General features: G+C 74.9%; 23 protein-coding genes. 16 read left to right on the top strand and 7 right to left on the bottom strand.

Features of this window, described 5'->3' with window-relative positions; all coding sequences use genetic code 11:
• Positions 1 to 25: 25 nt before the first annotated feature.
• Entirely contained in the window at positions 26 to 2,524 is a 2,499-nt protein-coding gene (locus tag HPC71_RS17255; RefSeq protein WP_154615580.1) for a collagen-binding domain-containing protein, read from the top strand.
• A gap of 40 nt (positions 2,525 to 2,564) precedes the next feature.
• On the opposite strand, the gene HPC71_RS17250 is transcribed toward HPC71_RS17255, so the two are convergent.
• Positions 2,565 to 3,236: an HAD-IA family hydrolase gene (locus HPC71_RS17250; RefSeq protein WP_154615583.1), complete on the bottom strand. Its 672-nt coding sequence runs from the start codon at positions 3,234 to 3,236 to the stop codon at positions 2,565 to 2,567.
• Positions 3,227 to 4,516, bottom strand: a complete 1,290-nt coding sequence (locus HPC71_RS17245; protein ID WP_171896978.1) for a citrate synthase — start codon at positions 4,514 to 4,516, stop codon at positions 3,227 to 3,229. The genes HPC71_RS17250 and HPC71_RS17245 overlap by 10 nt, the downstream gene beginning before the upstream one ends.
• A gap of 293 nt (positions 4,517 to 4,809) precedes the next feature.
• Here HPC71_RS17245 and rplM point away from each other — a divergent pair, with 293 nt between their 5' ends.
• Genes rplM through glmM form a run of 3 tightly spaced genes read left to right on the top strand, consistent with a single transcriptional unit; the run spans position 4,810 to position 7,151 of the window.
• Positions 4,810 to 5,253 (top strand): 50S ribosomal protein L13, encoded by a 444-nt coding sequence (rplM, locus tag HPC71_RS17240; protein WP_171896977.1) that lies wholly within the window; start codon positions 4,810 to 4,812, stop codon positions 5,251 to 5,253.
• 36 nt (positions 5,254 to 5,289) lie between these two features.
• On the top strand, positions 5,290 to 5,799 hold the full coding sequence (rpsI, locus tag HPC71_RS17235) for a 30S ribosomal protein S9 (protein ID WP_229707102.1): 510 nt from the start codon (positions 5,290 to 5,292) through the stop codon (positions 5,797 to 5,799).
• An 8-nt stretch (positions 5,800 to 5,807) separates the two neighbouring features.
• Positions 5,808 to 7,151: a phosphoglucosamine mutase gene (gene glmM, locus HPC71_RS17230; protein WP_171896976.1), complete on the top strand. Its 1,344-nt coding sequence runs from the start codon at positions 5,808 to 5,810 to the stop codon at positions 7,149 to 7,151.
• Positions 7,152 to 7,167: 16 nt separating this feature from the next.
• Here glmM and coaA read toward each other — a convergent pair whose 3' ends face one another.
• Positions 7,168 to 8,178 carry a type I pantothenate kinase gene (coaA, locus tag HPC71_RS17225; RefSeq protein WP_154615589.1) on the bottom strand — a complete coding sequence of 337 codons (1,011 nt, stop codon included), beginning with the start codon at positions 8,176 to 8,178 and terminating at the stop codon, positions 7,168 to 7,170.
• Between the two features lie 67 nt (positions 8,179 to 8,245).
• Between coaA and glmS the strand changes: the two genes are divergently transcribed.
• On the top strand, positions 8,246 to 10,090 hold the full coding sequence (gene glmS / locus HPC71_RS17220; RefSeq protein ID WP_154615592.1) for a glutamine--fructose-6-phosphate transaminase (isomerizing): 1,845 nt from the start codon (positions 8,246 to 8,248) through the stop codon (positions 10,088 to 10,090).
• 7 nt (positions 10,091 to 10,097) lie between these two features.
• Positions 10,098 to 10,451, top strand: coding sequence for a holo-ACP synthase (locus HPC71_RS17215; RefSeq protein WP_154615594.1), 354 nt, complete (start codon positions 10,098 to 10,100; stop codon positions 10,449 to 10,451).
• Between the two features lie 98 nt (positions 10,452 to 10,549).
• On the opposite strand, the gene HPC71_RS17210 is transcribed toward HPC71_RS17215, so the two are convergent.
• Positions 10,550 to 11,467 (bottom strand): PDDEXK family nuclease, encoded by a 918-nt coding sequence (locus HPC71_RS17210; RefSeq protein ID WP_154615596.1) that lies wholly within the window; start codon positions 11,465 to 11,467, stop codon positions 10,550 to 10,552.
• Between the two features lie 129 nt (positions 11,468 to 11,596).
• On the opposite strand from HPC71_RS17210, the gene HPC71_RS17205 reads away from it, so the two are divergent.
• Genes HPC71_RS17205 through HPC71_RS17180 form a run of 6 tightly spaced genes read left to right on the top strand, consistent with a single transcriptional unit; the run spans position 11,597 to position 17,412 of the window.
• Complete coding sequence (locus HPC71_RS17205) at positions 11,597 to 12,979, top strand: NAD(P)H-hydrate dehydratase (protein ID WP_154615598.1); 1,383 nt, start codon at positions 11,597 to 11,599, stop codon at positions 12,977 to 12,979.
• A 51-nt stretch (positions 12,980 to 13,030) separates the two neighbouring features.
• Positions 13,031 to 14,245, top strand: coding sequence for an alanine racemase (gene alr / locus HPC71_RS17200; protein WP_154615599.1), 1,215 nt, complete (start codon positions 13,031 to 13,033; stop codon positions 14,243 to 14,245).
• Positions 14,242 to 15,309: an alpha/beta fold hydrolase gene (locus HPC71_RS17195; protein ID WP_154615601.1), complete on the top strand. Its 1,068-nt coding sequence runs from the start codon at positions 14,242 to 14,244 to the stop codon at positions 15,307 to 15,309. Before alr ends, HPC71_RS17195 begins: the two co-directional genes overlap by 4 nt.
• Complete coding sequence (tsaE, locus tag HPC71_RS17190) at positions 15,306 to 16,292, top strand: tRNA (adenosine(37)-N6)-threonylcarbamoyltransferase complex ATPase subunit type 1 TsaE (RefSeq protein ID WP_171896975.1); 987 nt, start codon at positions 15,306 to 15,308, stop codon at positions 16,290 to 16,292. The genes HPC71_RS17195 and tsaE overlap by 4 nt, the downstream gene beginning before the upstream one ends.
• On the top strand, positions 16,289 to 16,930 hold the full coding sequence (gene tsaB / locus HPC71_RS17185; RefSeq protein WP_171896974.1) for a tRNA (adenosine(37)-N6)-threonylcarbamoyltransferase complex dimerization subunit type 1 TsaB: 642 nt from the start codon (positions 16,289 to 16,291) through the stop codon (positions 16,928 to 16,930). Before tsaE ends, tsaB begins: the two co-directional genes overlap by 4 nt.
• A complete protein-coding gene (locus HPC71_RS17180; RefSeq protein WP_171896973.1) occupies positions 16,927 to 17,412 on the top strand; it encodes a GNAT family N-acetyltransferase in 486 nt (161 codons plus the stop codon). The genes tsaB and HPC71_RS17180 overlap by 4 nt, the downstream gene beginning before the upstream one ends.
• Here HPC71_RS17180 and HPC71_RS17175 read toward each other — a convergent pair.
• Positions 17,396 to 18,100, bottom strand: a complete 705-nt coding sequence (locus HPC71_RS17175; protein ID WP_154615603.1) for a GNAT family N-acetyltransferase — start codon at positions 18,098 to 18,100, stop codon at positions 17,396 to 17,398. The two genes, HPC71_RS17180 and HPC71_RS17175, sit on opposite strands and share 17 nt — an antisense overlap.
• A 32-nt stretch (positions 18,101 to 18,132) precedes the next feature.
• Between HPC71_RS17175 and tsaD the strand changes: the two genes are divergently transcribed.
• Complete coding sequence (gene tsaD / locus HPC71_RS17170; RefSeq protein WP_171896972.1) at positions 18,133 to 19,188, top strand: tRNA (adenosine(37)-N6)-threonylcarbamoyltransferase complex transferase subunit TsaD; 1,056 nt, start codon at positions 18,133 to 18,135, stop codon at positions 19,186 to 19,188.
• Positions 19,189 to 19,319: 131 nt separating this feature from the next.
• Here tsaD and HPC71_RS17165 read toward each other — a convergent pair whose 3' ends face one another.
• Entirely contained in the window at positions 19,320 to 21,092 is a 1,773-nt protein-coding gene (locus HPC71_RS17165) for a phytase (RefSeq protein WP_171896971.1), read from the bottom strand.
• Between the two features lie 211 nt (positions 21,093 to 21,303).
• On the opposite strand from HPC71_RS17165, the gene HPC71_RS17160 reads away from it, so the two are divergent.
• The 3 genes from HPC71_RS17160 to HPC71_RS17150 all read left to right on the top strand — a co-directional run bounded on the left by HPC71_RS17160 (position 21,304) and on the right by HPC71_RS17150 (position 24,185).
• The gene (locus tag HPC71_RS17160) at positions 21,304 to 22,416 is read left to right on the top strand and encodes an S-(hydroxymethyl)mycothiol dehydrogenase (protein ID WP_154615609.1); all 1,113 of its coding nucleotides are present in this window, start codon (positions 21,304 to 21,306) and stop codon (positions 22,414 to 22,416) included.
• Positions 22,416 to 23,054 carry an MBL fold metallo-hydrolase gene (locus tag HPC71_RS17155; protein ID WP_154615611.1) on the top strand — a complete coding sequence of 213 codons (639 nt, stop codon included), beginning with the start codon at positions 22,416 to 22,418 and terminating at the stop codon, positions 23,052 to 23,054. Before HPC71_RS17160 ends, HPC71_RS17155 begins: the two co-directional genes overlap by 1 nt.
• A gap of 87 nt (positions 23,055 to 23,141) precedes the next feature.
• The gene (locus HPC71_RS17150) at positions 23,142 to 24,185 is read left to right on the top strand and encodes a cobalamin B12-binding domain-containing protein (protein ID WP_154615613.1); all 1,044 of its coding nucleotides are present in this window, start codon (positions 23,142 to 23,144) and stop codon (positions 24,183 to 24,185) included.
• A gap of 16 nt (positions 24,186 to 24,201) precedes the next feature.
• Here the strand turns inward: HPC71_RS17150 and HPC71_RS17145 are convergent, their stop codons facing one another.
• Entirely contained in the window at positions 24,202 to 25,380 is a 1,179-nt protein-coding gene (locus tag HPC71_RS17145; RefSeq protein WP_171896970.1) for a class I SAM-dependent methyltransferase, read from the bottom strand.
• Positions 25,381 to 25,478 lie beyond the last annotated feature (98 nt).

Below are 25,478 nucleotides of genomic sequence, written 5' to 3'. Positions count from 1 at the left end.
GATCGCAACGAGGGGGAGTGGTGTCGTGAGGCGTGCCGGGGTTCGTGGACTCATCGGAGCAGCACTGGCGGCGTTGGTGGTGCCGCTCGGTGTCGTCGGCGCGGCCGCCACCGAGGGTGGCGGCGCCGGGGGTGGCGGCGGGTCCGGCTCCGGGGGGTCCGGCACGGCCTGCGTGGAGGTGGAGAACCCCTTCGGCGAGGCGACCGGATGGACCGAGTTCGTCGAGGGCGACGGGGTCCGCCACGGCCAGGAGTCCGAGGGGACCATCGCGTACGGCGGGGACCTGCCCGTCTCGGGGATGCCGGTCGGCGGCTGGCTGCAGGGCCGGCTGCCGAAGACGGCCCCGGCGCTCGTCGTCGCGGGGAGAGCCGGCTCCTTCAGCCTCAACGCGGGAAGCGCCTGGGTCGGGCCCGGCCAGGCCCCGTCCCACAAGATCGACTTCAACAGCGGCGGCGGCCTGCTGCCGCAGAACCCGGTCGACTTCGTCGCGGGCTTCGCGCACCTCCGGGCGCTGTCGACCTCGCTCGGGGCGGCCGCGGACACCGGCGCCGTCGTCGAGCAGAGCGACGTGCAGAACCGGATCCTCGTCCTGCGCGGCGACGACCCGCGCCTGAACGTCGTGTCCCTGCCCCAGGCCCTGCTGAGCACGGCCAAGACCATCACCTACGACGTGCCGGCGGGCTCGGCGCTGGTCGTCAACGTCCGCGGGACCACGGTCACGACGCCCGAGGAGGTGAAGAACAACCTCACGCCCGGGGTCCAGCCGAGCACCGCGGGCGTGCAGGCGCGCGGCCCGGTGATCTGGAACTTCCCCGAGGCGACCTCCGTCGCGTTCCGCTTCGGCTCCGACCTCGGCGGCCACGTCCTGGCGCCCCGCGCGGCCGTGCACGCCAGGAACGTCATCATCGGCCAGGTGGTGGCCGCGTCGTTCGAGTCCCACAACGAGACGCACGTGGCGTTCCTCCCGGCGAGGGTCTGCCTGCCGGGGACGCCGACCGCGCCTCCGGTCCAGCCGCCGGCCCGCCCGGACGTGACCGTCACCAAGACCGCCTCGACCGCGACGCCGGTCGGCGGGTCGACCCTGACCTGGACGCTCACGGCGACCAACGTCGGCACGGCACCCGCGCCCGGCACCGTCGTCACCGACGTCCTCCCCGCCGGGGTGACCCCCGGCGCGCTGCCCGCCGGCTGCACCCTCGCCGGGCGGACGGTGACCTGCGCCGCCGGGACCCTGGCGCCCGGCGCGAGCGCGTCGTACGCCCTCGTCGTCGTCGTCGACCCGGTGGCCGGCGCGGGCGCGCCCGCGAACCGCTGGCTGCTGCACGAGCTGACGCCGACCAAGCAGGAGCAGCACGTCGACCTCGAGGCCGGCGAGCTCCGCACGGTCACCGCGTCCTGCGCCGCGCCGGACGCCCTGGTCAGCGACGGGCAGGTCCGCGTGGACCACGTCGACCAGGGCACCGGCGACCTCACCGACGTGCGGGTGCTGCGCTCGGAGGCCACCGGCCCCGGGACGTGGAAGGCGGTCGTGCGCAACGAGGCCACCGGGCGCGCCCAGGCCAAGCTGTTCCTCGTCTGCCTGCCGGGCAGCACCGAGGTCACCGACGGGCACCGGCACGCCCTCTCCCTCGACCCCGTCGCCGTCACCGCGACGCCGTCGTGGGCCGCGGGGCGGCACAGCGCCGTGCTGACCTGCCCGGTCGGCACCGCGCCGGTCGCGCCGGGCTTCGCCCTCGCCGGCGGAGCCGCCCGCTGGAGCGGCTCGGAGCCCGAGGGGAGGGCCGGCTGGCGGTTCACCTTCGACGTCACCGACCCCGCGACCGCGGCCCTGTCGCTGCGGTGCCTGCGGCGCGAGGTCGCGGCCGCCCAGGGCCACACCCACGACCTGCGCCTGGCCCACGTCGTCCGGACCGTCACCGTGCCGCCCGGCGCGGTCGTCGAGGAGCAGGTGACCTGCGCCGACGACGCGAAGGGCATCGTCGCGACCTGGTCGCTGCCGCCCGGCGTCGTCCACCTCGGCAACGACCCGCGACTGAAGACCCGCGCGTTCCGGCTGCTCAACACCACCGGTGCGCCCCTGTCGGCCGTGCTCGACCTGGAGTGCCTGGGTGACCGGCCCGGGGAGGAGGTCCGAGGCCACGACCAGCCGGTCGTGGTGACCAACACCGCCACCGTCACGACCACCGGTGACGACGTCAACCGCACCAACGACACCGCCACCTCGGTCGTCACCGTCACCCCCGGCGCGGGCACCGCGGCGCTCGCCCCGCAGGCCGTCCTGGCTGCGAAGGGCGTCCGGCTCCGGGTGGTCTCCTCGATGCCCGGCACCGCCCGGCTCGTCGTCTCCGCCGGCGGTCGGGTCCTCGGCCGCGCCCGCGTCGCCCTGCGCCCCGGGCGTACGTCGCCCGCGACCGTCACCCTCGACCGGGCCGGTCGCCGGGCGCTCGCCGCGGCCGGCCGGGCCACGGTCCGGCTCGACCCCGCGCGCGGGCCGAGCGTGCGGCGTACCGTCCGGCTGCGCTGAGCCGGCCGCTGCCGCCGGGTCCCGGCGGCAGCGGCGGAGCTCAGACGGGGAGGCCGAGGGCGCGCAGCCGGGCGCGGGTGTCCTCGGCGCCGGTGAACAGCACGCCGGCCATGCCGAGCGCGTCCGCGGCCTCGATGTTGCTGGCCCGGTCGTCGACGAAGGCCAGCGCGGTGAGCGGGAGGCCCATCCGCTCCGCGACCAGCTCGTAGGCGCGGCGGTCGGGCTTGGCGACCCGCTCGGTGCCGGAGACCACCACCCCGTCGAGCAGCGCGACCACCTCGAACCGCTCCGGTGCGTGCGGGTAGAGCTCGTCGGACCAGTTGGTCAGGCCCCACTGGGGCACGCCGGCGGCGTGCAGCTCGCCGACCAGGTCGGCCGTGCCCGGCACCTCGCCGAGCAGCGAGGCGGCGAAGTTCGCGCGGTAGGCCAGGGCGTGCTCGGCCCAGTGCGGGTGGGTGCGGCGTACCTCCGCCTCCGCCTGCTCCCAGCTGTCCCCGGAGTCGGGGCCGTGGTTCCAGGCCAGGAAGTCGAAGTCGCTCGCCGCGAGGAAGCGGCGCGCCTCCTCCTCGCCGACGCCCGCCGCGATGGCGGCGAGCGGGTCCCAGTCGATGAGGACGTTCCCGAGGTCCCAGACCACGCCCCGGACGCGCACGACCCCGGACGGCGTGCCGTCCGGGGTCGTGGGGTGGTCCGGGTCGTGCGTCAGGCCCATCGCTCGGAGGCCGGGGTGAAGGTCAGGCCCCGGTCGCCGGTGTAGATCTGCTTGGGACGCGCGATCTTCTGCTCCTTGTCCTGGACCAGCTCGAGCCACTGGGCCAGCCAGCCCGGCGTGCGGCCGATCGCGAAGAGGACGGTGAACATCTCCGGCGGGAACTGGAAGGCCTCGTAGATCAGGCCGGAGTAGAAGTCGACGTTGGGGTAGAGCTTGCGCTTGACGAAGTACTCGTCCTCGAGCGCGATCTTCTCCAGCTCCAGGGCGATCTCGAGCAGCGGGTTGGTCCCGGTGACCTCGAAGACGTCGGTCGCGGCCTTCTTGATGATCCGGGCGCGCGGGTCGTAGTTCTTGTAGACCCGGTGGCCGAAGCCCATCAGTCGCTCGTTGCCCTCCTTCACGCCGGCGATGAAGGAGGGGATGTTCTCCTTCGTGCCGATCCGGCGCAGCATCCGCAGCACGGCCTCGTTGGCGCCGCCGTGGAGCGGCCCGTAGAGGGCGCCGACCCCGGCCGCGACCGCGGAGTACGGGTCGACCTGCGAGGAGCCGACGGAGCGGACCGCGTTGGTCGAGCAGTTCTGCTCGTGGTCGGCGTGCAGGATGAAGAGCACGTCGAGGGCCTTGACCAGGCGCTCGTCGGCCTCGTACTTCTGCTCGCTCATCTTGAACAGCATCGAGAGGAAGTTCGCGGTGTAGCCGAGGTCGTTGTCCGGGTAGACGTACGGCTTGCCCTGCGCGTGGCGGAACGACCAGGCGCCGAGGGTCGGCATCTTCGCGATCATCCGCACGATCTGCATGTGCCGGTTGTCGGCGTCGCTGATGTTGCGCGCGTCGGGGTAGAACGTCGACAGGGCCCCCACCGACGCCATGAGCATCCCCATCGGGTGCGCGTCGTACCGGAAGCCCTGCATGAAGGTCTTGACGTTCTCGTGCACGAACGTGTGGTACGTGATCTCGTGCACCCAGGCGTCGTACTGCGCCTTGTCGGGCAGCGAGCCATGGATGAGCAGGTAGGCCACCTCGAGGAAGTTCGACTTCTCAGCCAGCTGCTCGATGGGGTACCCGCGGTACTCCAGGATCCCCTCGTCACCATCGATGTAGGTGACGGAGCTGCGGCACGAGGCGGTGTTGACGAAGCCGGGGTCGTAGACGGCCAGGCCCGGAGCGTCCTCTCCGGCCTTGATCTTCCCGAGGTCCGCGGCCTTGATGGCGCCGTCGGCGATCGGGACGTCGTACTCCTGTCCGGTGCGGTTGTCGCGGACGGTGAGAGAGTCAGTCACGCGCCCAACCTAGACCGCAGGGGGCAACCGCGTTAACCCGGTGTCCCGAGAGCCGGTACGGCGGGCCTCGGTATTTTGACCCCGGGTCCCGTGCAGCCGTAGCCTTGCCGGTCGCGACTCCTGCCGCGCCCGCCCCCTCTGATGTGGGGAGGGTGCAGATCCGGACGACGACCTCTCCTCGCGTGTGTGGGGAACGGTCGGGCGAGCCGGGCAGTGTTCGTCAGAAGTCGCAGCAGCACCACCCGCGCGGGCCCTCCGCCGCGGGAACCACGAACGAAGAGAGCAGAGCAGCCGTGCGTACGTACGCCCCGAAGCCCGCTGACATCCAGCGCGAGTGGCACGTCATCGACGCGACCGACATCGTCCTGGGTCGTCTCGCCGTGCAGACCGCCAACCTCCTGCGCGGGAAGCACAAGCCGATCTTCGCGCCCAACGCCGACACCGGTGACTTCGTCATCGTGATCAACGCCGAGAAGGTCGCGCTGTCGAGCAACAAGAAGACCACCAAGATGGCCTACCGCCACTCCGGCTACCCGGGCGGCCTCTCGGCCACCCCGGTCGGTGAGCTCCTCGAGAAGGACGCGCGCAAGGTCATCGAGAAGGCCGTGTGGGGCATGCTCCCCAAGAACCGCCTCGGTCGGCAGATGCTGAAGAAGCTCAAGGTCTACAGCGGCCCGAACCACCCGCACCAGGCCCAGCAGGCCGTCCCGTTCGAGATCATCCAGATCTCCCAGTAATCGACTGCCCTACCGAAAGTCTGAGTGAGGATCACCGTGGCTGAGACCACCGACACCAACACCGAGGTCGAGGAGACCTACGAGGTCAACGAGCAGGGCGTCGCCTACAGCTCGGAGAGCGCGCCGTCCGCCGACGCGCCGGCCCGTCCCGCGACCATCGCCCCCGGCGCGGCCACCGGCCGTCGCAAGGAGGCCGTGGCCCGCGTCCGCATCGTCCCCGGCACCGGCCAGTGGACCGTGAACGGGCGGACCCTGGACTCCTACTTCCCCAACAAGCTGCACCAGCAGGTCGTGAACGAGCCGTTCGCCGCCCTGCAGCTCGAGGGCCGCTTCGACGTCATCGCCCGCATCCACGGCGGCGGCATCACCGGCCAGGCCGGCGCGCTGCGTCTGGGCGTCTCGCGTGCGCTGAACGCGATCGACGTCGAGGCCAACCGCCCGACCCTGAAGAAGGCGGGCCTCCTGACCCGCGACGCGCGCGTCATCGAGCGCAAGAAGGCCGGTCTGAAGAAGGCGCGCAAGGCGCCGCAGTTCAGCAAGCGCTGACGTCCCACGTGGGTCGTCTGTTCGGCACGGACGGGGTCCGGGGCCAGGCGAACGGTGTTCTCACCGCTTCGCTGGCCCTGGACCTCTCCGTTTCTGCCGCCCGGGTGCTCGTCGACCGCGGTGAGTTCAGCGGGTCCCGCCCGCTGGCCGTCGTCGGTCGCGACACCCGGATCTCGGGTCAGTTCCTCGAGCACGCCGTCGTCGCCGGGCTCGCCTCGGCCGGCGTCGACGTGGTCCGCGTCCGCGTCGTGCCGACGCCCGGCGTGGCGTACCTGACCGACGCGCTCGGCGCCGACGTCGGCGTCGTCATCAGCGCCTCGCACAACCCGATGCCCGACAACGGGATCAAGTTCCTCGCCCGTGGCGGGGTCAAGCTCGACGACGCCCTCGAGCGGCAGATCGAGGCGCTCATGGGCGAGCCGTGGCAGCCCCCGACCGGCGGCGACGTCGGCCGGGTGACGCCGTACGCCACCCCCATCGAGGAGTACGTCGAGCACCTCGTCTCCACCGTGCAGCCGCTGCGCGGCCTCAAGGTCGTCCTCGACTGCGCCCACGGCGCCGCCTCGGTCGCAGGCCCCGCCGCGCTCGCCGCCGCCGGGGCCGAGGTCGTCGCGATCAACGCCTCGCCCGACGGGCTCAACATCAACGATGGGGTCGGCTCGACCCACCTCGGCCCGCTGCAGGCCGCCGTCGTCGAGCACGGCGCCGACGCCGGCTTCGCCCTCGACGGCGACGCCGACCGGTGCCTGGCCGTCGACGCCACGGGCCAGGTCGTCGACGGCGACCAGATCCTCGCGATCCTCGCGCTCGGCCTCCGCGATGCCGGGCACCTCAAGGACGACACCGTCGTCGCGACGGTGATGAGCAACCTCGGCTTCGTCCGCGCGATGGGGGAGGCCGGCATCTCGGTGCGCCAGACCGCCGTCGGCGACCGCTACGTGCTCGAGGAGATGAACGCCCACCACTTCTCGCTGGGCGGTGAGCAGTCCGGCCACGTCATCATGCGGGAGTACGCCACCACCGGCGACGGGACCCTGACCGCCCTGCACGTGCTGGAGCAGATGGCCCTCACCGGCCGGTCGCTCGCCTCGCTGGCCTCGGTGATGACCCGCTTCCCGCAGGTGCTCGTCAACGTCCCCGGCGTCGACAAGACCCGCACCGACGACGAGGTGCTCCTTGCCGCGGTCGCCGCGGAGGAGGCCAGGCTCGGCGACTCCGGTCGCGTGCTGCTGCGCGCCTCGGGCACCGAGCCGCTGGTCCGCGTCATGGTCGAGGCGGCCTCGCAGGACGGCGCCCGCGACGTCGCCGACCGGCTCGCGACCGTCGTCCGCGAGCGGCTCGCGCTGTCCTAGCGTCCGTGAGCGGTCGCTAGAGCTTCCGCAGCCGCACGTAGCGCACCGAGTGGTCGCGGTCCTTGCGCATGACCAGGTTCGCGCGGGAGCGGGTCGGGAGGATGTTCTCGACCAGGTTGGGGCCGTTGATGGTGTCCCAGATCCGCTCGGCCTCGACGACGGCCTCGTCGTGGGTCAGCGCGGCGTACTTGGCGAAGTAGGAGCCGGGGTCGCGGAACGCGGTCTCGCGCAGCCGCAGGAACCGCTCGACGTACCAGGCGCGGATCTTGTCGCGGCCGGCGTCGACGTACACGCTGAAGTCGAAGAAGTCGCTGACGGCCAGGCTGGTGCGGCCGTCGTCGCGGACGCGGGCCGGCTGGAGGACGTTGAGGCCCTCGACGATGACGATGTCGGGGCGCTTGACGACGACCTTCTCGTCGGGGACCACGTCGTAGACGAGGTGGGAGTAGACCGGCGCCTCGACCTCGTCCTTGCCGGACTTGATGTCGACCACGAACCGCAACAGCGCGCGGCGGTCGTAGGACTCCGGGAAGCCCTTGCGGTGCAGGATGCCACGGCGCTGGAGCTCGGCGTTGGGGTAGAGGAACCCGTCGGTGGTCACCAGCGCGACGTTCGGGTGCTCGGGCCAGTGGGCGAGCATCTGCTGCAGGACGCGGGCGGTGGTGGACTTGCCGACCGCCACGGAGCCGGCGACGCCGATGACGAACGGCGTGCGCGGCGGCGTGCGGCGGTGCAGGAAGTCCTCCTGCTTGCGGTGCAGGCGCCCGGCCGCCTCGACGTACAGGCTCAGCAGCCGGCTCAACGGCAGGTAGACGTCGCGGACCTCGTCGAGGTCCAGGGAGTCGCCGAGGCCGCGGAGGGTGCGGATCTCCTGGTGGCTGAGCGGGCTCTCGGCACCCGTGCCGAGGGCGGCCCAGGCGCTGCGGTCGAGCTCGATGTAGGGCGAGGCCTCCTTGGGGGTCTCATCGGGGTGGACGGGACCGGGCCCGGTCCGGGCACCCGTCGAGCCTGACGAGCCTCGCGACATGGCGGCGATTGTTGCAGCCCCCTCGGCGAAGCGGGGCGCGCGGTCCCACGTCGTTAGAGTGGGCCCCATGTGCGGGATCGTCGGGTACGTCGGGGAGAGGCAGGCCCAGGACGTCGTCATCGAGGGCCTGCGCCGGTTGGAGTACCGCGGGTACGACTCCGCTGGAATCGCGGTGGTCGACGCCGGGAGGATCGCCTCGGCGACCAAGGCGGGGAAGCTGGCGAACCTGGAGAAGATCCTGGCCGAGAACCCGTTGCCGGCCTCGACGACGGGGATCGGGCACACGCGGTGGGCGACCCACGGGGCGCCGAACGACGTCAACGCCCACCCGCACCTGGGCTCGACCGGGCGGGTCGCGCTGGTGCACAACGGCATCATCGAGAACTTCGCGGACCTGCGGGCGCGGCTCGAGGCCGACGACCACGTGCTGCTCTCCGAGACCGACACCGAGGTCGCCGCGCACCTGCTGGAGCTGCAGGTGGAGTCCGGGGTCGACCTGACCACCGCGATGCAGCGGGTCTGCCAGCGACTGGAGGGTGCGTTCACCCTCGTCGCGGTCGACGGGCAGGACCCCTCACGCGTGGTCGCGGCGCGCCGCAACTCGCCGCTGGTGGTGGGTCTGGGGGAGGGGGAGAACTTCCTGGGCTCGGACGTGGCGGCGTTCATCGAGCACACCCGTGAGGCGTTGGAGCTCGGCCAGGACCAGGTCGTGACGATCACCCGCGAGGGTGTGGAGGTCACCACCTTCGACGGGGAGCCGGCCGAGGGCACGCGCTTCCACGTGGACTGGGACCTCTCGGCGGCGGAGAAGGACGGCCACGACTGGTTCATGCGCAAGGAGATCTTCGAGCAGCCGCGCGCGGTCGCGGACTCGCTGCTGGGGCGGCACACCCGCGAGGGGAACCTGCAGCTGGACGAGATGCGCCTCTCCGACCAGGAGCTGCGCGACATCGACAAGATCATCATCATCGCGTGCGGGACGTCGTTCTACGCCGGTCTCGTCGCCAAGTACGCCATCGAGCACTGGTGCCGGATCCCGGTCGAGGTCGAGCTCGCGTCGGAGTTCCGCTACCGCGACCCGATCCTGGACTACTCGACCCTGGTGGTGGCGATCAGCCAGTCGGGGGAGACCGCGGACACCCTGCAGGCGATCCGGCACGCGCGGGCCCAGCGCTCGAAGGTGCTGGCGATCTGCAACACCAACGGCTCGACGATCCCGCGGGAGTCCGACGCGGTGATCTACACCCACGCGGGCCCGGAGATCGGCGTCGCCTCGACCAAGGGGTTCCTGACCCAGCTGGTGGCCTGCTACCTGCTGGCGCTCTACCTCGCGCAGGTCAAGGGCACCCGGTACGGCGACGAGATCAGCGACGTGGTGCGTCAGCTCGACGCGATCCCCGAGCAGATCGAGTCGGTGCTGGCCCAGGCCGAGGACGTCTACGCGTTGGCGCGAGCTCACGTGGACACCAAGTCGGTGCTGTTCCTGGGGCGGCACGCGGGCTACCCGGTGGCGCTCGAGGGGGCCTTGAAGCTCAAGGAGCTGGCCTACATCCACGCCGAGGGGTTCGCGGCCGGCGAGCTCAAGCACGGCCCGATCGCGCTGGTCGAGGAGGGGCTGCCGGTGCTGTGCGTCGTACCGCCGCGCGGCCGGGACCACCTGCACGAGAAGATGATCTCGGGCATCCAGGAGGTCCGGGCGCGGGGTGCGCGGACGATCTGCCTGGCCGAGGAGGGTGACACCTCGATCGAGCCGTACGCCGACCACCTGATCCGGCTGCCGAAGGTGCCGGTGCTCCTGCAGCCGCTGGTGGCGGTCGTGCCGCTGCAGCTGTTCGCCTGCGAGCTGGCCACCGCGATGGGCCACGACGTCGACCAGCCCCGCAACCTGGCCAAGTCCGTCACCGTCGAGTGAGCCGCTGATGCCCGTCATCGGCGTCGGCATCGACGTCGTCGACATCGAGCGCTTCGGGCAGTCCCTCGAGCGCACCGCCGGGCTGGCCGCGCGGCTGTTCACCCCCTCGGAGGCCTCGCGCCCGCTGGCCTCGCTGGCCGCCCGGTTCGCGGCCAAGGAGGCGCTCGCCAAGGCCCTCGGCGCCCCCGTCGGCCTGGCCTGGCACGACGCCGAGGTGGTCTCGGAGTCCTCCGGGCGCCCGCTGTTCGAGATGCGCGGCTCGGTCCGCGCCCGCGCCGACGAGCTCGGGGTCGTCTCCGTCCACCTCTCGCTCTCCCACGACGCCGGTGTCGCCTCCGCCGTCGTGGTCCTGGAGTCCTGATCGATCCCGCCTCGTGATGCTGAGCGTGCGCCGGAGCGCACGGTGGGCATCACGAGGCGAGGCCACGGGGCCGCGAGGCGGGGTCCGGGCCGGGCGCCTCAGGCCGCGCGCGGGACACCGAGACGCCGCAGGTCCACGGCCAGGCGCTCCGGCTCGTCGCGCAGCTCGCGGGAGGTGCAGCGGACGACGCGGCGCCGGTCGGTCGTCAGGCGCCGCTGCCGGGCGAGGTCGTCCTCCCAGTGCGCGACCTCCATGTGGAAGGCCCCGTCGACCTCGAGCACCAGCACGGACCCGTCGGCCAGCCGCCACTCGCAGTCGGTGAACCGCAGCCGCCCCTCCGCGTCGCGGCGGCGCACCTGTCGGTCGGGCGGGCGCAGGCCGTGGTCACGGCAGAGCCGGACCACGTCGATCTCGGAGAGCGACTGCGAGCCGTGGGCGATCTCGCCCAGCGCCGCCCGCAGCAGCGGGGCCTTGCGAAGCGGTCGCATCCGGTCGACCCAGGCCAACAGGTCCGTCGCACTGGTCAGCCGCTGCTGGACCGCGGCCGCGACCACGCCCTGGGCGGTGCGCGGGGAGGGCTGGTACGCCGCGAAGTGGAGCACCGCCGGCTCGATCCGCATCCGGGGCAGGACGCTGGTCGGGTCCTGCAGGGCGGGCAGTCGTCGCCGGGTGCGGGCGATGTGGATCCCGGGAACGTCGTCGTCCAGGTCGAGGTCGTAGGGGACGAGCACGGTGACCGGCTCCCGGTGCCACCCGCGCAGGCCGGCCACCTCGGCGGCGGTGAGGTCGCCGAGCAGGCTGCGCCCGCCCGCGTGGAGCACCCCCAGCCACAGCTTCTGCAGCCGGGTCGGCTCGCCGGTCGTCGTACTGACCACGGTGGGGGAGCGCAGCACCCACCGCCCGGCGGCGACCTGGTTGCGGATCGCGAACCGGTCGATCCCGACCGCAGCGAGCTGCGCCCGGCTGACCATGCCGGCCTGCCGGGCGCTCACCGTCCGCCAGGTCTCGTCCGTCACGGGGTGAGCGTGCCCCAGACCCGCGCCGGCGCGTGCCGCTCGTCCACAGCCCCTCGCCCCACCCGCCTCGTGATGCTGAGAGTGCGCCGGAGCGCACGCTCGGCATCACGAGGCGGCTAGCGTCGGGGCATGCGGTACGCCCACACGGTCGAGCAGGTGCGCGCGGCGGAGCGGGAGCTGATGGCCCGGGTGCCGGAGGGCACGCTGATGCAGCGGGCGTCCCACGGGCTGGCGCACGCGGTGGTCGACCTGCTGGGTGGGGCGTACGGCGCGCGGGTGCTGCTGCTGGTCGGGTCCGGGGACAACGGCGGGGACGCGCTGCACGCCGGCGCGCTGCTGGCCCGGCGCGGCGCCCGGGTGGAGGCGGTGCTACTCTCCGAGCACGCGCACGCCGGCGGGCTGGCCGCGCTGCGCGCCGCGGGCGGGCGGAGCGTGGAGCAGGCGACGTACCGCCCGGATGTGGTGGTCGACGGGATCGTGGGGATCGGCGGCCGCCCGGGGTTGCGGCCCGAGGCGCAGGCCGCGCTCGCCGCGGTGGCCGGGGTGCCGGTCGTGGCGGTCGACGTGCCGTCGGGGGTGGAGGTCGACACCGGCCGCCTCGAGGGCCCGCACGTGACGGCCGACCTGACGGTCACCTTCGGCACCCACAAGGCCGCGCACCTCCTCGACCCCGCGGCCGAGGCGAGCGGCACCGTGCACCTCGTCGACATCGGCCTGGACCTGCCGCCCGCGGCGATCGAGTCGCTGCAGGCCGAGGACGTCGCGCGGCTCGTGCCGCGGCCCCGGCCGCAGGACCACAAGTACACCCGCGGCGTCGTCGGCGTCCGCGCCGGCTCCGCGGAGTACCCCGGCGCCGCGCTGCTCAGCGTCGCCGGCGCCGCCTGCGGGCTCGCCGGCATGGTCCGGTACGTCGGCGAGGACCCCGTCGCGGACCGGGTGCGCCAGGCGCACCCCGAGGTCGTCGGCGCCGGCCGCGTCCAGGCCTGGGTGGTCGGCTCCGGCGGCGGGGAGCACGCCGGCGAGGCGCTCGCGGCGGCCCTGGCCGACGAGGTCCCGACGGTCGTCGACGCCGACGCGCTGCGCCACCTGCGCCCGAGCCACGGCCGGCCCGACCTGGTGCTCACCCCGCACGCCGGCGAGCTCGCCGCGATGCTGGGCCGCGAGCGCACCGAGATCGAGGCCGACCCGCTCGGGTGGGCCCGCCGCGCGGCCGAGGAGCACGCCGCCGTCGTGGTGCTCAAGGGCCGCCGCACCGTGACCGCGCGCCCCGACGGGCGGGTGCGCGTGACGACGACCGGCACCCCGTGGCTGGCGACCGCGGGCGCCGGCGACGTGCTCGGCGGGGTCGTCGGCGCACTGCTCGCGACCGGTCTGGAGCCGTTCGACGCGGTGAGCGTCGGGTCCTGGCTGCACGGCGCCGCCGCGACCCTCGCCGCGCGGGGCGGGCCGCTCGTCGCCTCCGAGGTCGCCCGGGCGCTGCCGGCCGCCGTGCGGGGGCTGCCCCGCCCCTGAGCCCGCCCCTGAGCCCGCCGCGACCCGCCCGGGGTGGGAGGATGGGCGATCATGAGCCCCCTGCCGGTCCCGCGCGCCGAGCTGGTGGTCGACCTCGCGGCCGTCCGGCACAACGTCCGGGTCCTGAGCGAGCACTGCGGCGTCGCGATGATGACGGTGGTCAAGGCCGACGGCTACGGCCACGGCATGGTCGAGGTCGCCCGCGCCGCCCGCGAGGCCGGCTCGACCTGGCTCGGCGTGGCCACGCTCGACGAGGCGCTCGCGCTGAGGGCCGCCGGCGACACGGGCCGCGTGCTGTGCTGGCTGACCGCGCCGGGCGAGGACTACGGCCCCGCGATCGCCGCCGGCGTCGACCTGACGGCGTACTCGCTGGCCGAGCTGGCCGAGGTCGAGGCCGCCGTCCGCCGCATCGGCACCCCCGCGCGCCTCCAGCTCAAGATCGACACCGGCCTCTCCCGCGGCGGCGCGACGCCCGCGGACTGGCCCGCGCTGGTCGAGGCGGCCCGCGCCGGAGAGGTCGCCGGGCACTGGCGGGTCACCGGCATCTGGTCGCACCTGGTGGCCTCCGACGAGCCCGACCACCCCGCGAACGACAGCCAGGAGCGGGTCTTCCGCGAGGCGCTGGCCGTCGCCGAGGCCGCCGGCCTCCGCCCCGAGGTGCGCCACCTGGCCAACAGCGCCGCGGCGGTGCTGCGGCCCAGCGTGCGGTTCGACCTCGTGCGCTGCGGCCTCGCCTCCTACGGCCTCGACCCCGCGCCCGGCCACCTCCCCGACCTCGGCCTCGTGCCCGCGATGACCGCTCGCGCGACGCTGGCGATGGTCAAGGACGTCGAGGCCGGCGCCGGCGTCTCCTACGGCCACACCTGGGTCGCCGACCGCGCGACCACCCTCGGCCTGGTGCCGGTGGGGTACGGCGACGGCGTGCTGCGCTCGGCCAGCGGCACCGCGTCGGTGGGGATCGCCGGGCGGCAGCGCCCCGTGCGCGGCCGGGTCTGCATGGACCAGCTCGTGGTCGACCTCGACGGCGACCGGCCCGAGCCGGGCAGCGAGGTCGTCCTCTTCGGCACCGGCCGCGACGGCGCGCCGACCGCACAGGACTGGGCCGAGGCCGCCGGCACGATCAGCTACGAGGTGGTCACCCGGATCGGCGGCGGCCGGATGGTCCGCACCCACGTCGACAGCGAGCGCGACACCGACACCGCCCTCGACGCCGCCCTCGACGCCGCCCCCGACAGCGGGAGCAGCACCCGGGGGAGCGGCCGATGAGCGGCGCGCGGAGGCTCACCGGCGCCGTCCTCGGCGCGGCCGGCCTCGCCGCGGCCGGCGCGGCGGTCGGGGTCACCCACCGCCGGCGCGCTCTCACGCGACGGCCCGGGCCGGGGCGGGCCGACCACCCCGAGGTGCCGCTGGGCTCGCTGCGCGCGACCCCGCTGACGGTCGTCGCCGACGACGGCGTGCCCCTGCACGTGGAGGTCGACGAGCCCGCCGAGCCCAGCGACCTCACGGTCGTCCTGGTCCACGGCTTCGCGCTCTCCCTGGACTGCTGGCACTACCAGCGGCTGCACCTGCGCCGCGCGGGCGTCCGCACCGTCCTCTATGACCAGCGCTCCCACGGCCGCTCGGGCCGCTCGGAGATGCAGCACGCGACCATCGAGCAGCTCGGCCACGACCTCGCGCGCATCATCGACGAGGTCGCCCCCGACGGGCCGGTCGTCGTGGTCGGCCACTCCATGGGCGGGATGACCGTCGTGGCGCTGGCCGAGGAGCACCCCGAGCTGTTCGGCGAGCGGGTCGTCGGCGTCGGCCTGGTCAGCACCACCGCCGGCGGGCTCGACGTGGGCCGCCTGCTGCTGCCGGTCGTGCCGGCCAAGATCGGCCTGCCGCTGGCCCGGCGCACGGTGGCGACGCTCGCGCGCCGGCCCGCCGCGGTCGACCGGATCCGCCGGCTGGGGAAGTCGGTGGCGATGGTCGCCACCGACCTGTTCGCGTTCGGCGACGACGTCCCGGCGGCGTACGTCGAGTTCACCGACGCGATGCTGTCGGGCACGCCGTACGAGGTGGTGGCCGGGTTCTTCCCGGCCCTGGGCGGCCTCGACAAGTTCCACGCGGTGGAGGTGATCGGCCGGGTGCCCACGACGGTGCTGTGCGGCACCGCCGACCGGGTGACCTCCATCGGGCACAGCCGCAAGCTGCACTCCCGGATCGCCGGGTCCCGGCTGGTCGAGGTCGAGGGGGCCGGGCACATGGTGGTGCTGGAGCGGCACGAGCAGGTCGACGCCGAGCTCGACCGGCTGCTGGCCGCGGTACGTGAGGAGAGGGTGGCTCGGTGAGCGAGGTCCAGGTCGTCCGGGTGGGTCCGGAGGCGGCGGCTCAGGTGCTGGCGGTGGTGCAGGAGGCGTTCGCCGCCCGCCCGCCGCTCGACCCGCCGGCCGACGCGCTGAGCGAGACCGAGGAGTCCATCGCCCGGCTGCTCGCGCCGTACGGCGGGCTGCTGGCCTGCCTCGACGGGGACCCGGTCGGCGCGCTCGTGCTCGACCCGGTCGGCAGCACCGTCTACCTCCGCCGCTTCGGCGTCGTCCCCTCCGCCCAGGGCCACGGCATCGCCGGGAGGCTCATCGACGCGGTCGTCGACCACGCCGAGGGGTACGACGACGTGACCGTCGTGGCCCGCGAGGAGCTGCCGCGCACGATCCGCTTCTGGGAGCGCCAGGGCTTCCGGGAGATCGCTCGCCGCTCGCCGCTGGTCGAGATGCGCCGCCCGCTGCGCACCGCGGTCTTCCAGGCGCCCACCCCCGACGCGATGCACGCGCTGGGCCGCTCGCTGGCCGGCCAGCTCGCCCCCGGTGACCTGATCGTGCTCAGCGGCGAGCTCGGCGCCGGCAAGACCACGCTGACCCAGGGCATCGGCGCCGGCCTCGGCGTCCGCGGCCAGGTCACCTCGCCGACCTTCGTCATCGCCCGCGTGCACCCCTCGCTGGTCGGCGGACCCGACCTCGTCCACGTCGACGCCTACCGGCTCGGCGGGTTGGAGGAGCTCGACGACCTCGACCTCGACACCGACCTGGACACCGCGGTCACCGTGGTCGAGTGGGGCGAGGGGCTCGCCGAAGGCCTCACCGAGTCGCGGCTGGAGGTGCGGATCGTCCGCGCCGAGGCCGACGACGCCCCCGACGTCACCCACCCGACCGCCGACCCCACCGCCGACCCCACCGCCGACCCCGCAGCGGTGCCCGACGAGCTCGACCCGCGCCGGGTCGAGATCACCCCGGTGGGCCCCCGCTGGCACGCCCTCTCCTTCCGAGGACTCGGATGACCCTGCTGCTCGCCCTGGACACCGCCACCCCCTACGTCACCGTCGCGCTCCACGACGGCGAGGACGTCGTCGCCGAGCTCGTCTCCGAGCGCGCGATGAAGCACGGCGAGCAGCTCGCCCCGCTCATCGCCGAGGCGCTCGCGCAGGCCGGCGCGGTCCGCCAGGACCTCACCGCCGTCGCGGCCGGCGTCGGCCCCGGCCCGTTCACCGGGCTGCGCGTCGGGCTGGTCACTGCGCGGACCCTCGGGTTCGTGCTGGAGGTCCCGGTCTACGGCGTGTGCTCGCTCGACGTGCTCGCCGCCGAGGCCGCGGCCGGCGGGATCGGCACCGGCTTCCACGTGGCCACCGACGCCCGCCGCAAGGAGGTCTACCTGGCGGCGTACGACGCCGACGGCGCGCGCCTGGACGGGCCGGTCGTCGAGCGCCCCGCCGTGGTGGCCACCGACGGCCCGGTCGTCGGCGAGGGCGCGGTGCTCTACCCCGAGGCGTTCCCCGACGCCCGCGGCCCCGTGCGCCCGAGCGCCGGGTGGCTGGCGCGGGTGGTGACCGAGGAGCGCGCCGAGCTGCTCGACCCCGAGCCGCTCTACCTGCGGCGCCCCGACGCCGCGCTGCCCGGCAAGCCCAAGCCGGTCTCGTGAGCGTCCGCGCCGCGGGGCCCGAGGACCTCGACGCGGTCGCCGCGCTGGAGGAGGAGTGCCTCGGCGCCGACGCCTGGTCGCGCGGGCTGATCGCCGCCGGGCTGGCCGGGGAGGTGCCGACCGTGGTCTACCTCGTCGCCGAGGCCGAGGCCGAGGTCGAGGCCGGCGGCGCGGGCGGCGCGGGCGGAGTGGTCGGCCACGCGGTGGCCAGCATCGTCGCCGACGTCGCCGAGCTCCAGCGGATCGCGGTCACCCCGGCCGCCCGGCGCGGCGGCCACGCCACCGACCTGCTCGAGGAGGTGGTGGCCCGGTCGCGGGCGGGCGGCGCCGAGCGGCTGCTGCTCGAGGTGCGCGAGGACAACGCGGGCGCGCTGGCCTTCTACGCCGCCCGCGGGTTCGTCGAGGTCGACCGCCGGCGGCGCTACTACCGCGACGGCGCGACCGCGGTGGTGCTGCGCCTCCCGCTCAGGAAGGGCTGCTGAGCGGCCCGGAGCAGAGGGTGTGCTCCACCCGGTAGCCGAGCCGCTCATAGATCCGCAGCGCCGGCGCGTTGTCGGTGTAGACCCCCAGCGTCGCGACGTGCGGCGGGCGGTCCATCGCCCACCGGGTCAGCCCCGCCGACAGGGCGAGGCCCAGGCCGCGGCCGGTCTCCCCGGGCAGCACCGAGACCGCGCGCAGGTGCCCGCTGCCGTCCGGGTCGCGCCGCACGGCGCCCACGCCGACGAGCCGCCCGGCCACCCGCACGCCGAGCCAGCCCTCGATGCCCGGCGTGCCCGGCCGGCCGAACGTGTCGGGCTGCGCGACGTCGAGCACCGCGTCGATCGCCGCCGCGTCGGTGACCTGCTCCAGCGGGACCGTTGGCGGGGGAGCGGGCTCGGTGGCCCGCATCCAGTGCCAGCGCCCGCGCACCGGGTAGGCCCAGGCCGCCGGCACGGCGTCGTACGCCGCCTCCTCGACGCTCAGCCGCGCCGGCCGGAGGCGCGCGACCAGCTCCGCCATCAGCGGGCCGAGGTCGTCGGCCGGGCCGAGCCCGACCGTGTGGTGCGCGCTGTGGACCAGCACCGCCGCGCCGCGCACCCACGCCGCGTCGTACGTCGCAGGGCCGACGGCGTGCCGCACGAACGGCACCGCGCTCGTGGCTGCCAGCTCCCCGACGGCCACCTCGCGCACGCCGGCCATCCTGCACCGCGCACAATGGGGGCGTGACGGACGCCCCCCTCGTGCTCGGCATCGAGACCTCCTGCGACGAGACCGGCGTCGGCATCGTCCGCGGCCACGAGCTGCTCGCCGACGCGGTGGCCAGCAGCGTCGAGGAGCACGCCCGCTTCGGCGGGGTCGTGCCGGAGGTCGCCAGCCGCGCCCACCTCGAGGCGATGGTGCCCACGATCGAGCGGGCCTGCGAGACCGCCGGCATCCGCCCCTCCGACGTCGACGCGATCGCGGTCACCAGCGGTCCCGGCCTCGCCGGCGCCCTGCTCGTGGGCGTCGCGGCGGCCAAGGCGCTGGCCATCGGCCTCGACAAGCCGCTCTACGGCGTCAACCACCTCGCCGCCCACGTCGCGGTCGACCAGCTCGAGCACGGCGCGCTGCCCGAGCCGTGCATCGCGATGCTGGTCAGCGGCGGCCACTCCAGCCTGCTGCGGGTCACCGACGTGACCGGCGCCCACGGCGGGGTGGACCCGATGGGGGCCACCATCGACGACGCGGCCGGCGAGGCGTTCGACAAGGTGGCCCGGCTGCTCGGGCTGCCGTTCCCCGGCGGGCCGCACATCGACCGCGCCGCACGCGAGGGCTCCTCGGTGTACGTCGACTTCCCGCGCGGCCTGACCTCGCGCCGCGACCTCGAGCGGCACCGGTTCGACTTCTCCTTCTCCGGCCTCAAGACCGCCGTGGCCCGGTGGGTCGAGGCCCGCGAGCGCTCCGGCGAGCCGGTCCCCGTGGCCGACGTCGCGGCGTCCTTCCAGGAGGCCGTCTGCGACGTGCTGGTGCGCAAGGCGCTCGACGCCGCCGCCTCCGAGGGCATCGAGGACCTGCTCATCGGCGGCGGCGTCGCGGCCAACTCCCGGCTGCGCCACCTCGCCGAGGAGCGGGCCGCCAAGCTCGGCATCCGGGTCCGCGTGCCCCGCCCCGGGCTGTGCACCGACAACGGTGCGATGGTCGCCGCGCTCGGCGCCGAGATGGTCGCCCGCGGCCGCACCCCCTCCGCCCTCGACCTGCCCGCCGACTCCTCGCTGCCGGTCACCGAGGTCCTCGTCTAGCGGCTCGGCTGCTCCCGGCGTCCCGGCGCGGCCCGCGGCGGGGGTCGTGTGCCCCAGGACGCGGCCGGGCGCGTGCTCGGGCACACGACCCCCTAGCCGTCCGGGCCCGCCGGTCCCTGGCAGGCGCCGGGTCAGGACGGGCGGGGCGCGAGCAGCACCGTCCAGGACGTCGCCTTGTCCGTGGCGGCGTCGGTGCCGGCGACCAGGCCGCCGGTGCGGCCGGCGGGGACGGCGCGGCCGGGGTCGGTGAGCAGGGTGGCGACCCGGCCGCCGCCCGCGCCGGCCGAGGTGGCGCGGACGACCTCGCCGGCGGGTGCGGCCCACGCGGTCGCCGCGGCGGACTTGGTGGCCCAGTACGACACCCGCCACGCCCCGCCGGCCGGGGCCGTCACCATCGGGGTGCGGTGGGTGGCGGAGGTGCCCGGCTCCGGCGCCGCGGCCGAGCCGGCGACAGGGCCCGAGCGCCGGACGCCGCGGTAGGCCGCGAGGGTCAGGGCGCCCTGGCGCACGCCGGTCGAGAAGGAGACCGCCACGGTCGACCCGGCGTCGGCCGCGGTCACCACGCGCCGCCACAGGGTGGTGCGCAGCGTGCCGTCGCGCAGCGCGCGCACCCGGGTCCACCCCCGCCCGGGGCCGGTGAACCTGCCGGGGCCGGTGCTGCGGGAGAAGAACAGCAGCAGCGCGTCCCCGGGCCGTACGGCGCCCGGGACCCGCGTCGTCCAGGCCGTCGCGTTCGCGCCGGTCACCACCGCGGCCACCGGCCGCACCGGCGAGGCCGGCGGGGGCGGGTCGGGCAGCGCCACGGCCGTCTCGAGCGGGACGTACTTGAAGTCCTGGTTGCCCGCGCCGCCCGGCGCCTGGTTGTCGTGGTCCTGGCACACGAAGATCCCGCGGGGGAAGTCCGGCCCGAGCGGCGTCGCCACCGCGGTGATCCCGTCGGTGCGGTCGCAGTCGTCGGAGTCGGCCCCGGCGTCGACCCGAAAGGAGCGGACGTAGGTGTTGTCGAGGCGGTCGTAGACGGCGAAGTAGCTCGCGTCGGGGTCCTCGAGGTCCTGCGCCGACGCCACGACGTACCCGGTCCCGTCGGGCAGGTCGACCAGGGTGACGCCCTCGACATCGGGGACGAGGTGACCCCCGGCCGTGGCGACGCCGTCGACCAGGGTGCGGTCGTCCCCGGTCGCGGGGTCGGCGGCGTAGCGCCACAACCCGGTGTCCTCCTCGCTGACGTAGAGCGCGCCGGTGTCGTCGTCGGCGACGCACCCCTCGGCCTCCGAGCCGACTTCCAGGTCGCGGACGAGGGTCCCCTCGAGCAGACCGTCGGCGTCGGCGTCCCCGAGCCGGTACTGCTGCAGCCGGCCCGCGATCGTGATCAGCACGACGTGGACCTCCTGGGCGGCCGCGTCGACCCAGAGGCAGACGCCCTCGCCGCTGCCGGTGATCGCGCGGTCCTCGCCCGTGTCGCGCAGCAGCCGGGTGGCGGGGTCGACGTCGTAGAGCCGGAGCCCGTCGTGCGCCACGGCGACCACGTCGCGTACGACGCCGTCGACCGCGACCCGCTGGCGGACGTCGACGTTGCCCCAGAACGCCGTGTCGTCGGTGAGCCGCTGGACGAGGTTCCCGTCGAGGTCGTAGGTCTCGAGCCCGCCGAGCTTGTCGTTGCCGAGGACCAGCGAGCGCGCCGGGTCGGAGGGGTGGACCCACACGGCCGGGTCGTCGAGCGCGTCGCCGGCGCTGGCGACCGACACGGTCTCGCGCACCGAGGCGACCAGCGCCACGGGGTCGGGGGCGGCGGCCACCGGGGCCGACGCCGCCGGGGAGGCCGGTCCGGCGCCCGCGAGCGCGGCGCCGAGCAGGGTGGTCGGCGCGAGGACGCCGACCAGGATTCGTGCGGTCCGAGCGTGCACCAGCGCCTCCCCAGGGTGTGGGGAGCGACGCTAGGCGCGGCGTCGACCGCGGGCCAGGACCCGCGACGGAAACCCCCAGGGTTGGGGACGCCGTGGTGGATCCACCGGCCGGCCGCCGGCCGTGGCCCCGCCGCGACGGCCGGTCCGGGGGTGCCGTCGGGCGGCTCTAGGCTGGTGGACGCAAGTACCACCCGAGGGAGCAGGAGCACAGATGCAGCAGGTCAAGGCAGTCGTCGCGCGTGGCAAGGGCCAGCCGGTCGAGGTCACCACCATCAACGTCCCCGACCCGGGTCCGGGCGAGGCGGTCGTGCAGGTCCAGGCGTGCGGGGTGTGCCACACCGACCTCCACTACCGCGAGGGCGGGATCAACGACGACTTCCCGTTCCTGCTCGGCCACGAGGCCGCCGGCGTCGTCGAGGCCGTCGGCGAGGGCGTGACCGACGTGGCGCCGGGCGACTTCGTCGTCCTCAACTGGCGCGCGGTGTGCGGCGAGTGCCGCGCCTGCAAGCGCGGTGATCTCCAGTACTGCTTCAACACCCACAACGCCACGCAGAAGATGACGCTGGCCGAGGGCGACGACGCGGGCACCGAGCTGTCCCCGGCGCTGGGGATCGGCGCGTTCGCCGAGAAGACGCTGGTCGCGGCCGGCCAGTGCACCAAGGTCGACCCCGAGGCCCGCGCGGCCGCCGTCGGCCTGCTCGGCTGCGGCGTGATGGCCGGCATCGGCGCCGCGATCAACACCGGCGCCGTCACCCGCGGCACGTCCGTCGCCGTCATCGGCTGCGGCGGCGTCGGCGTCGCCGCGATCGCCGGCTCCGCGCTGGCCGGGGCCAGCCCGATCATCGCGATCGACATCGACGCCCAGAAGCTCGAGGGCGCGACGAAGCTCGGCGCGACCCACACGATCGACTCCTCCAAGGAGGACGTGGTCGCCCGGGTCAAGGAGATCTGCGGGGCGACGTACGAGGGTGCCGAGGGCGCCGACGTCGTCATCGAGGCCGTGGGCCGCCCGGAGACCTGGGAGCAGGCGTTCTACGCCCGCGACCTGGCCGGCACCGTTGTCCTGGTCGGCGTCCCGACGCCGGACATGAAGGTCCCCGAGCTGCCGCTGATCGACGTCTTCGGCCGCGGTGGCTCGCTGAAGTCCAGCTGGTACGGCGACTGCCTGCCGACCCGCGACTTCCCGATGCTGGTCGACCTCTACCAGCAGGGCCGCCTCGACCTCGACGCGTTCGTGACCGAGGAGATCGGCATCGACGACGTCGAGGCCGCCTTCGAGAAGATGCACCACGGCAACGTGCTGCGCAGCGTGGTGGTCTTCTGATGACCGGCGCCGGCGGGTCGGTGCGCGTCGACCACGCGGTCGTCAGCGGCACCTTCAGCCTCGACGGCGAGACCTTCGACGTCGACAACAACATCTGGGTCGTCGGCGACGACGCCGAGTGCGTCGTCATCGACGCCCCGCACTCGGTCGACGCGATCCTCGACGTCGTCGGCGACCGGACGGTCAAGGCGATCCTGCTGACCCACGCCCACGACGACCACTGCCGGGTCGCGCCGGAGCTGCGCGAGCGGGTCAACGGCGGGTCGGGCGCGCCGATCCTGCTGCACCCCGACGAGCGGCCGCTGTGGGAGCTCACCCACACCGACCGGCTCTGGGACGTCGACCTCGCCGACGGCTTCGAGATCACCGTCGGTGGCGTGACGCTGAAGGCCCTGCACACGCCCGGCCACGCGCCGGGCGCGGTCTGCTTCGCAGCGCCGGAGCTCGGCTGCGTCTTCACCGGCGACACGCTGTTCCAGGGCGGTCCGGGCGCGACCGGTCGCTCCTTCAGCGACCGGCCCACGCTCGAGGCCTCGATCCGGGCGAAGCTCTTCGCGCTGCCCGAGGAGACGGTCGTGCACACCGGCCACGGCGACGACACCACCATCGGTGCCGAGAAGGCGGCGCTCGGCGCCTGAACGACCCCCGGGTCGATCCTCGGAGCCCGGGACCGGTGTTGGAACGCTCCAAGCATGTGACGCACCGGTTCCGGGCAAGAGGAGCGCGTGGATCGAGCTCGGGTGGACTACTGGACGGCCCTGCGTGACGGCGACCGCCCTGCCGCCCTGGCGGCCATCAAGCAGATGCGCGACACCGGGCGCACCCACCTCGAGGTCATCGACGAGGTCATCGTCCCGGCGCAGGAGCAGGTCGCGGGCCACTGGCTCGCCGGTGAGTGGACCGCCGCGCAGCGACAGGTCGCGACCGCGATCAACGAGGGCCTCGTGCACTGGCTGTGCTCCTTCGCGCCCTCGCCGCCCGCGGACCGGCCGCTGGTCGTGGTCGCCACTGTCGAGCCCGAGGAGCTGCCGGCGCTGGTGCTGGCCGAGGGGCTGACCTCGGCCGGCTACCGCACCACCCTGGTCGGTGGGGACGGCGTCGCGGACGACCTGCTGCGCCAGGTGCTCGGCCGCAAGCCGCGCGCGCTGCTGGTCAGCGCCTCGCGGGCCTCCTCGCTGGCCCGGCTCAAGCCGGTCCTGCGCCATCTCCTGGCGACCGGCGTCCCCGTCGTGGCCCTCGGCGCCGCGTTCGGCGGCGACCCGGCCCGGGCCACCGCGATCGGCGCGACGGCGTACGCCGCCTCCCTCGAGGAGGCCGTCGTCCTGCTCGAGCAGCTGCCCCGCCGGCTGCCCACCCGCTCGCCGGAGCCTCCCGGGCCGGCCGAGGTCGAGGCGGCCTGGCTGGGGGAGTTCCGCCACGAGATCACGCCGTACGTCCTGCGGGCGCTCGCCGCACGCCACCCCGCCAGGACGGTCGACGGCATGCAGCCTCGGTGGTGGGCGGAGCTGGAGGAGCTCGTCGACCACGTGCTGGGCTGCCTGGCCTCCTCGCTGGTGACCGGCGACGAGACGATCATGGTCGAGGTGCGCGAGTGGCTCACCCGGGTGCTGGAGGCCCGGGGCGCCGCCGCGCTCGTCCAGGACGTCTGGGAGGTGCTGGCGCTCCCGCTGCGCGGCCACCCCCTCGCCCGGGTGCACCTGGCCGGCTCGGCCATCGCGCGGGGCACCGCCGACGGCGGACAGACCGACGGCGTCGCCACCCCCGCCTGAGTGGAACGGGCTGGGCTCAGGCCAGCGGGCGCACGAGCAGCGCGGTCCCGGCGCCGGCGACCCGGGTCAGCACGAGCGTGCCCTCCTCCGTGCCGCTGAGCGCGAGCCGCTTGCGCAGCTGCTCGGGGACCACCTCGACGCCGCGCTTCTTGATCGTCAGGGTGCCGATGCCGCGCTCGCGCAGCGCCGCCCGCAGCGCCTTCTCGCGGTAGGGCAGCTCCTCGAGGACCTCGTAGCCGCGCGCGAAGGGCGAGCGGTACGCCGCGTCGCCGGTGACGTAGGCGATGTGCTCGTCGACGAGCCCGCCCTGCACGGCGGCCGCGACGGCGGTGACCAGGCCGGCGCGGACGACGGCCCCGTCCGGCTCGTAGAGGTAGCGGCCCACGGCCCGGACCCCGACGCCGTCCTCCCCGAGCGCGGGGGCGTCCTCGTCGGTGAGGCTCGCGAGCCCGCCGTCGCCGATCACCGTCGCCCGCCGGGCGGTCGTGGCGAGCCCGCCCGACCACAGCGCGGCCTCCTTGACCTCGCCGTGGTCGCTGACCCACTCGGCCTCGACGCCGGCCGGGACGATGTCGTGCGGGATGCCGGGGGCGACCTTGACGCAGGAGTCGCGGCGCAGCAGGCGCTCCACGAAGGACCACGGCGGGGTCCAGTCGTCGACGTCGAAGGTGCGCCCGCGCGCCCCGCGGCGGGCCGGATCGGCGAAGGCGACGTCGAAGGGGGAGGGGTCCACGGTCGTCGCGTCCGCGACCATCACCGCCCCGGGCAGGTCCAGCGCCGCGAGGTTGGCCTCGGCGACCGCGACCCGCACGGGGTCGAGGTCGACGCCGGCGCAGGTCAGCCCGGCGCGGGCGGCGGCGACGAGGTCCCCGCCGATCCCGCAGCCGAGGTCGACGAGCGTGCGGGCGGCGTACGCCTGGAGGCGGGCGGCGCGGTGGGTGGCGACGGCCAGGCGGGTGGCCTGCTCGAGGCCGTCGGCGGTGAAGTACATGCGCGCGGCCAGGTCGCCGAACTTCGCCTCGGCGCGCACCCGGAGCCGGGCCTGGGTGAGCGCGGCCGCGGCGTGCTCGGCGCTCGCCTCGCGCCGCAGCGCGGTCTGCGCGGCGAGCGGGTCGGACCCGGCGAGCTCGCCCGCGCGGGCCAGCAGGGCCTGCCCCGGCTCGGTCAGCAGCCACCGGAAGGCGTCGAGATCCACAGGCCCGATCCTTGCAGGCCGGGGGTATCTGGCACTCGCGCCGGGTGAGTGCTAGTTTCGGTCCTGGCACTCTCCCTGTGAGTGTGCCAGCGCTTGCG

The sequence above is a fragment of the Nocardioides marmotae genome (assembly GCF_013177455.1).
Taxonomy (GTDB): domain Bacteria; phylum Actinomycetota; class Actinomycetes; order Propionibacteriales; family Nocardioidaceae; genus Nocardioides; species Nocardioides marmotae.
This window is presented reverse-complemented; position numbering and strand designations above follow the sequence as displayed.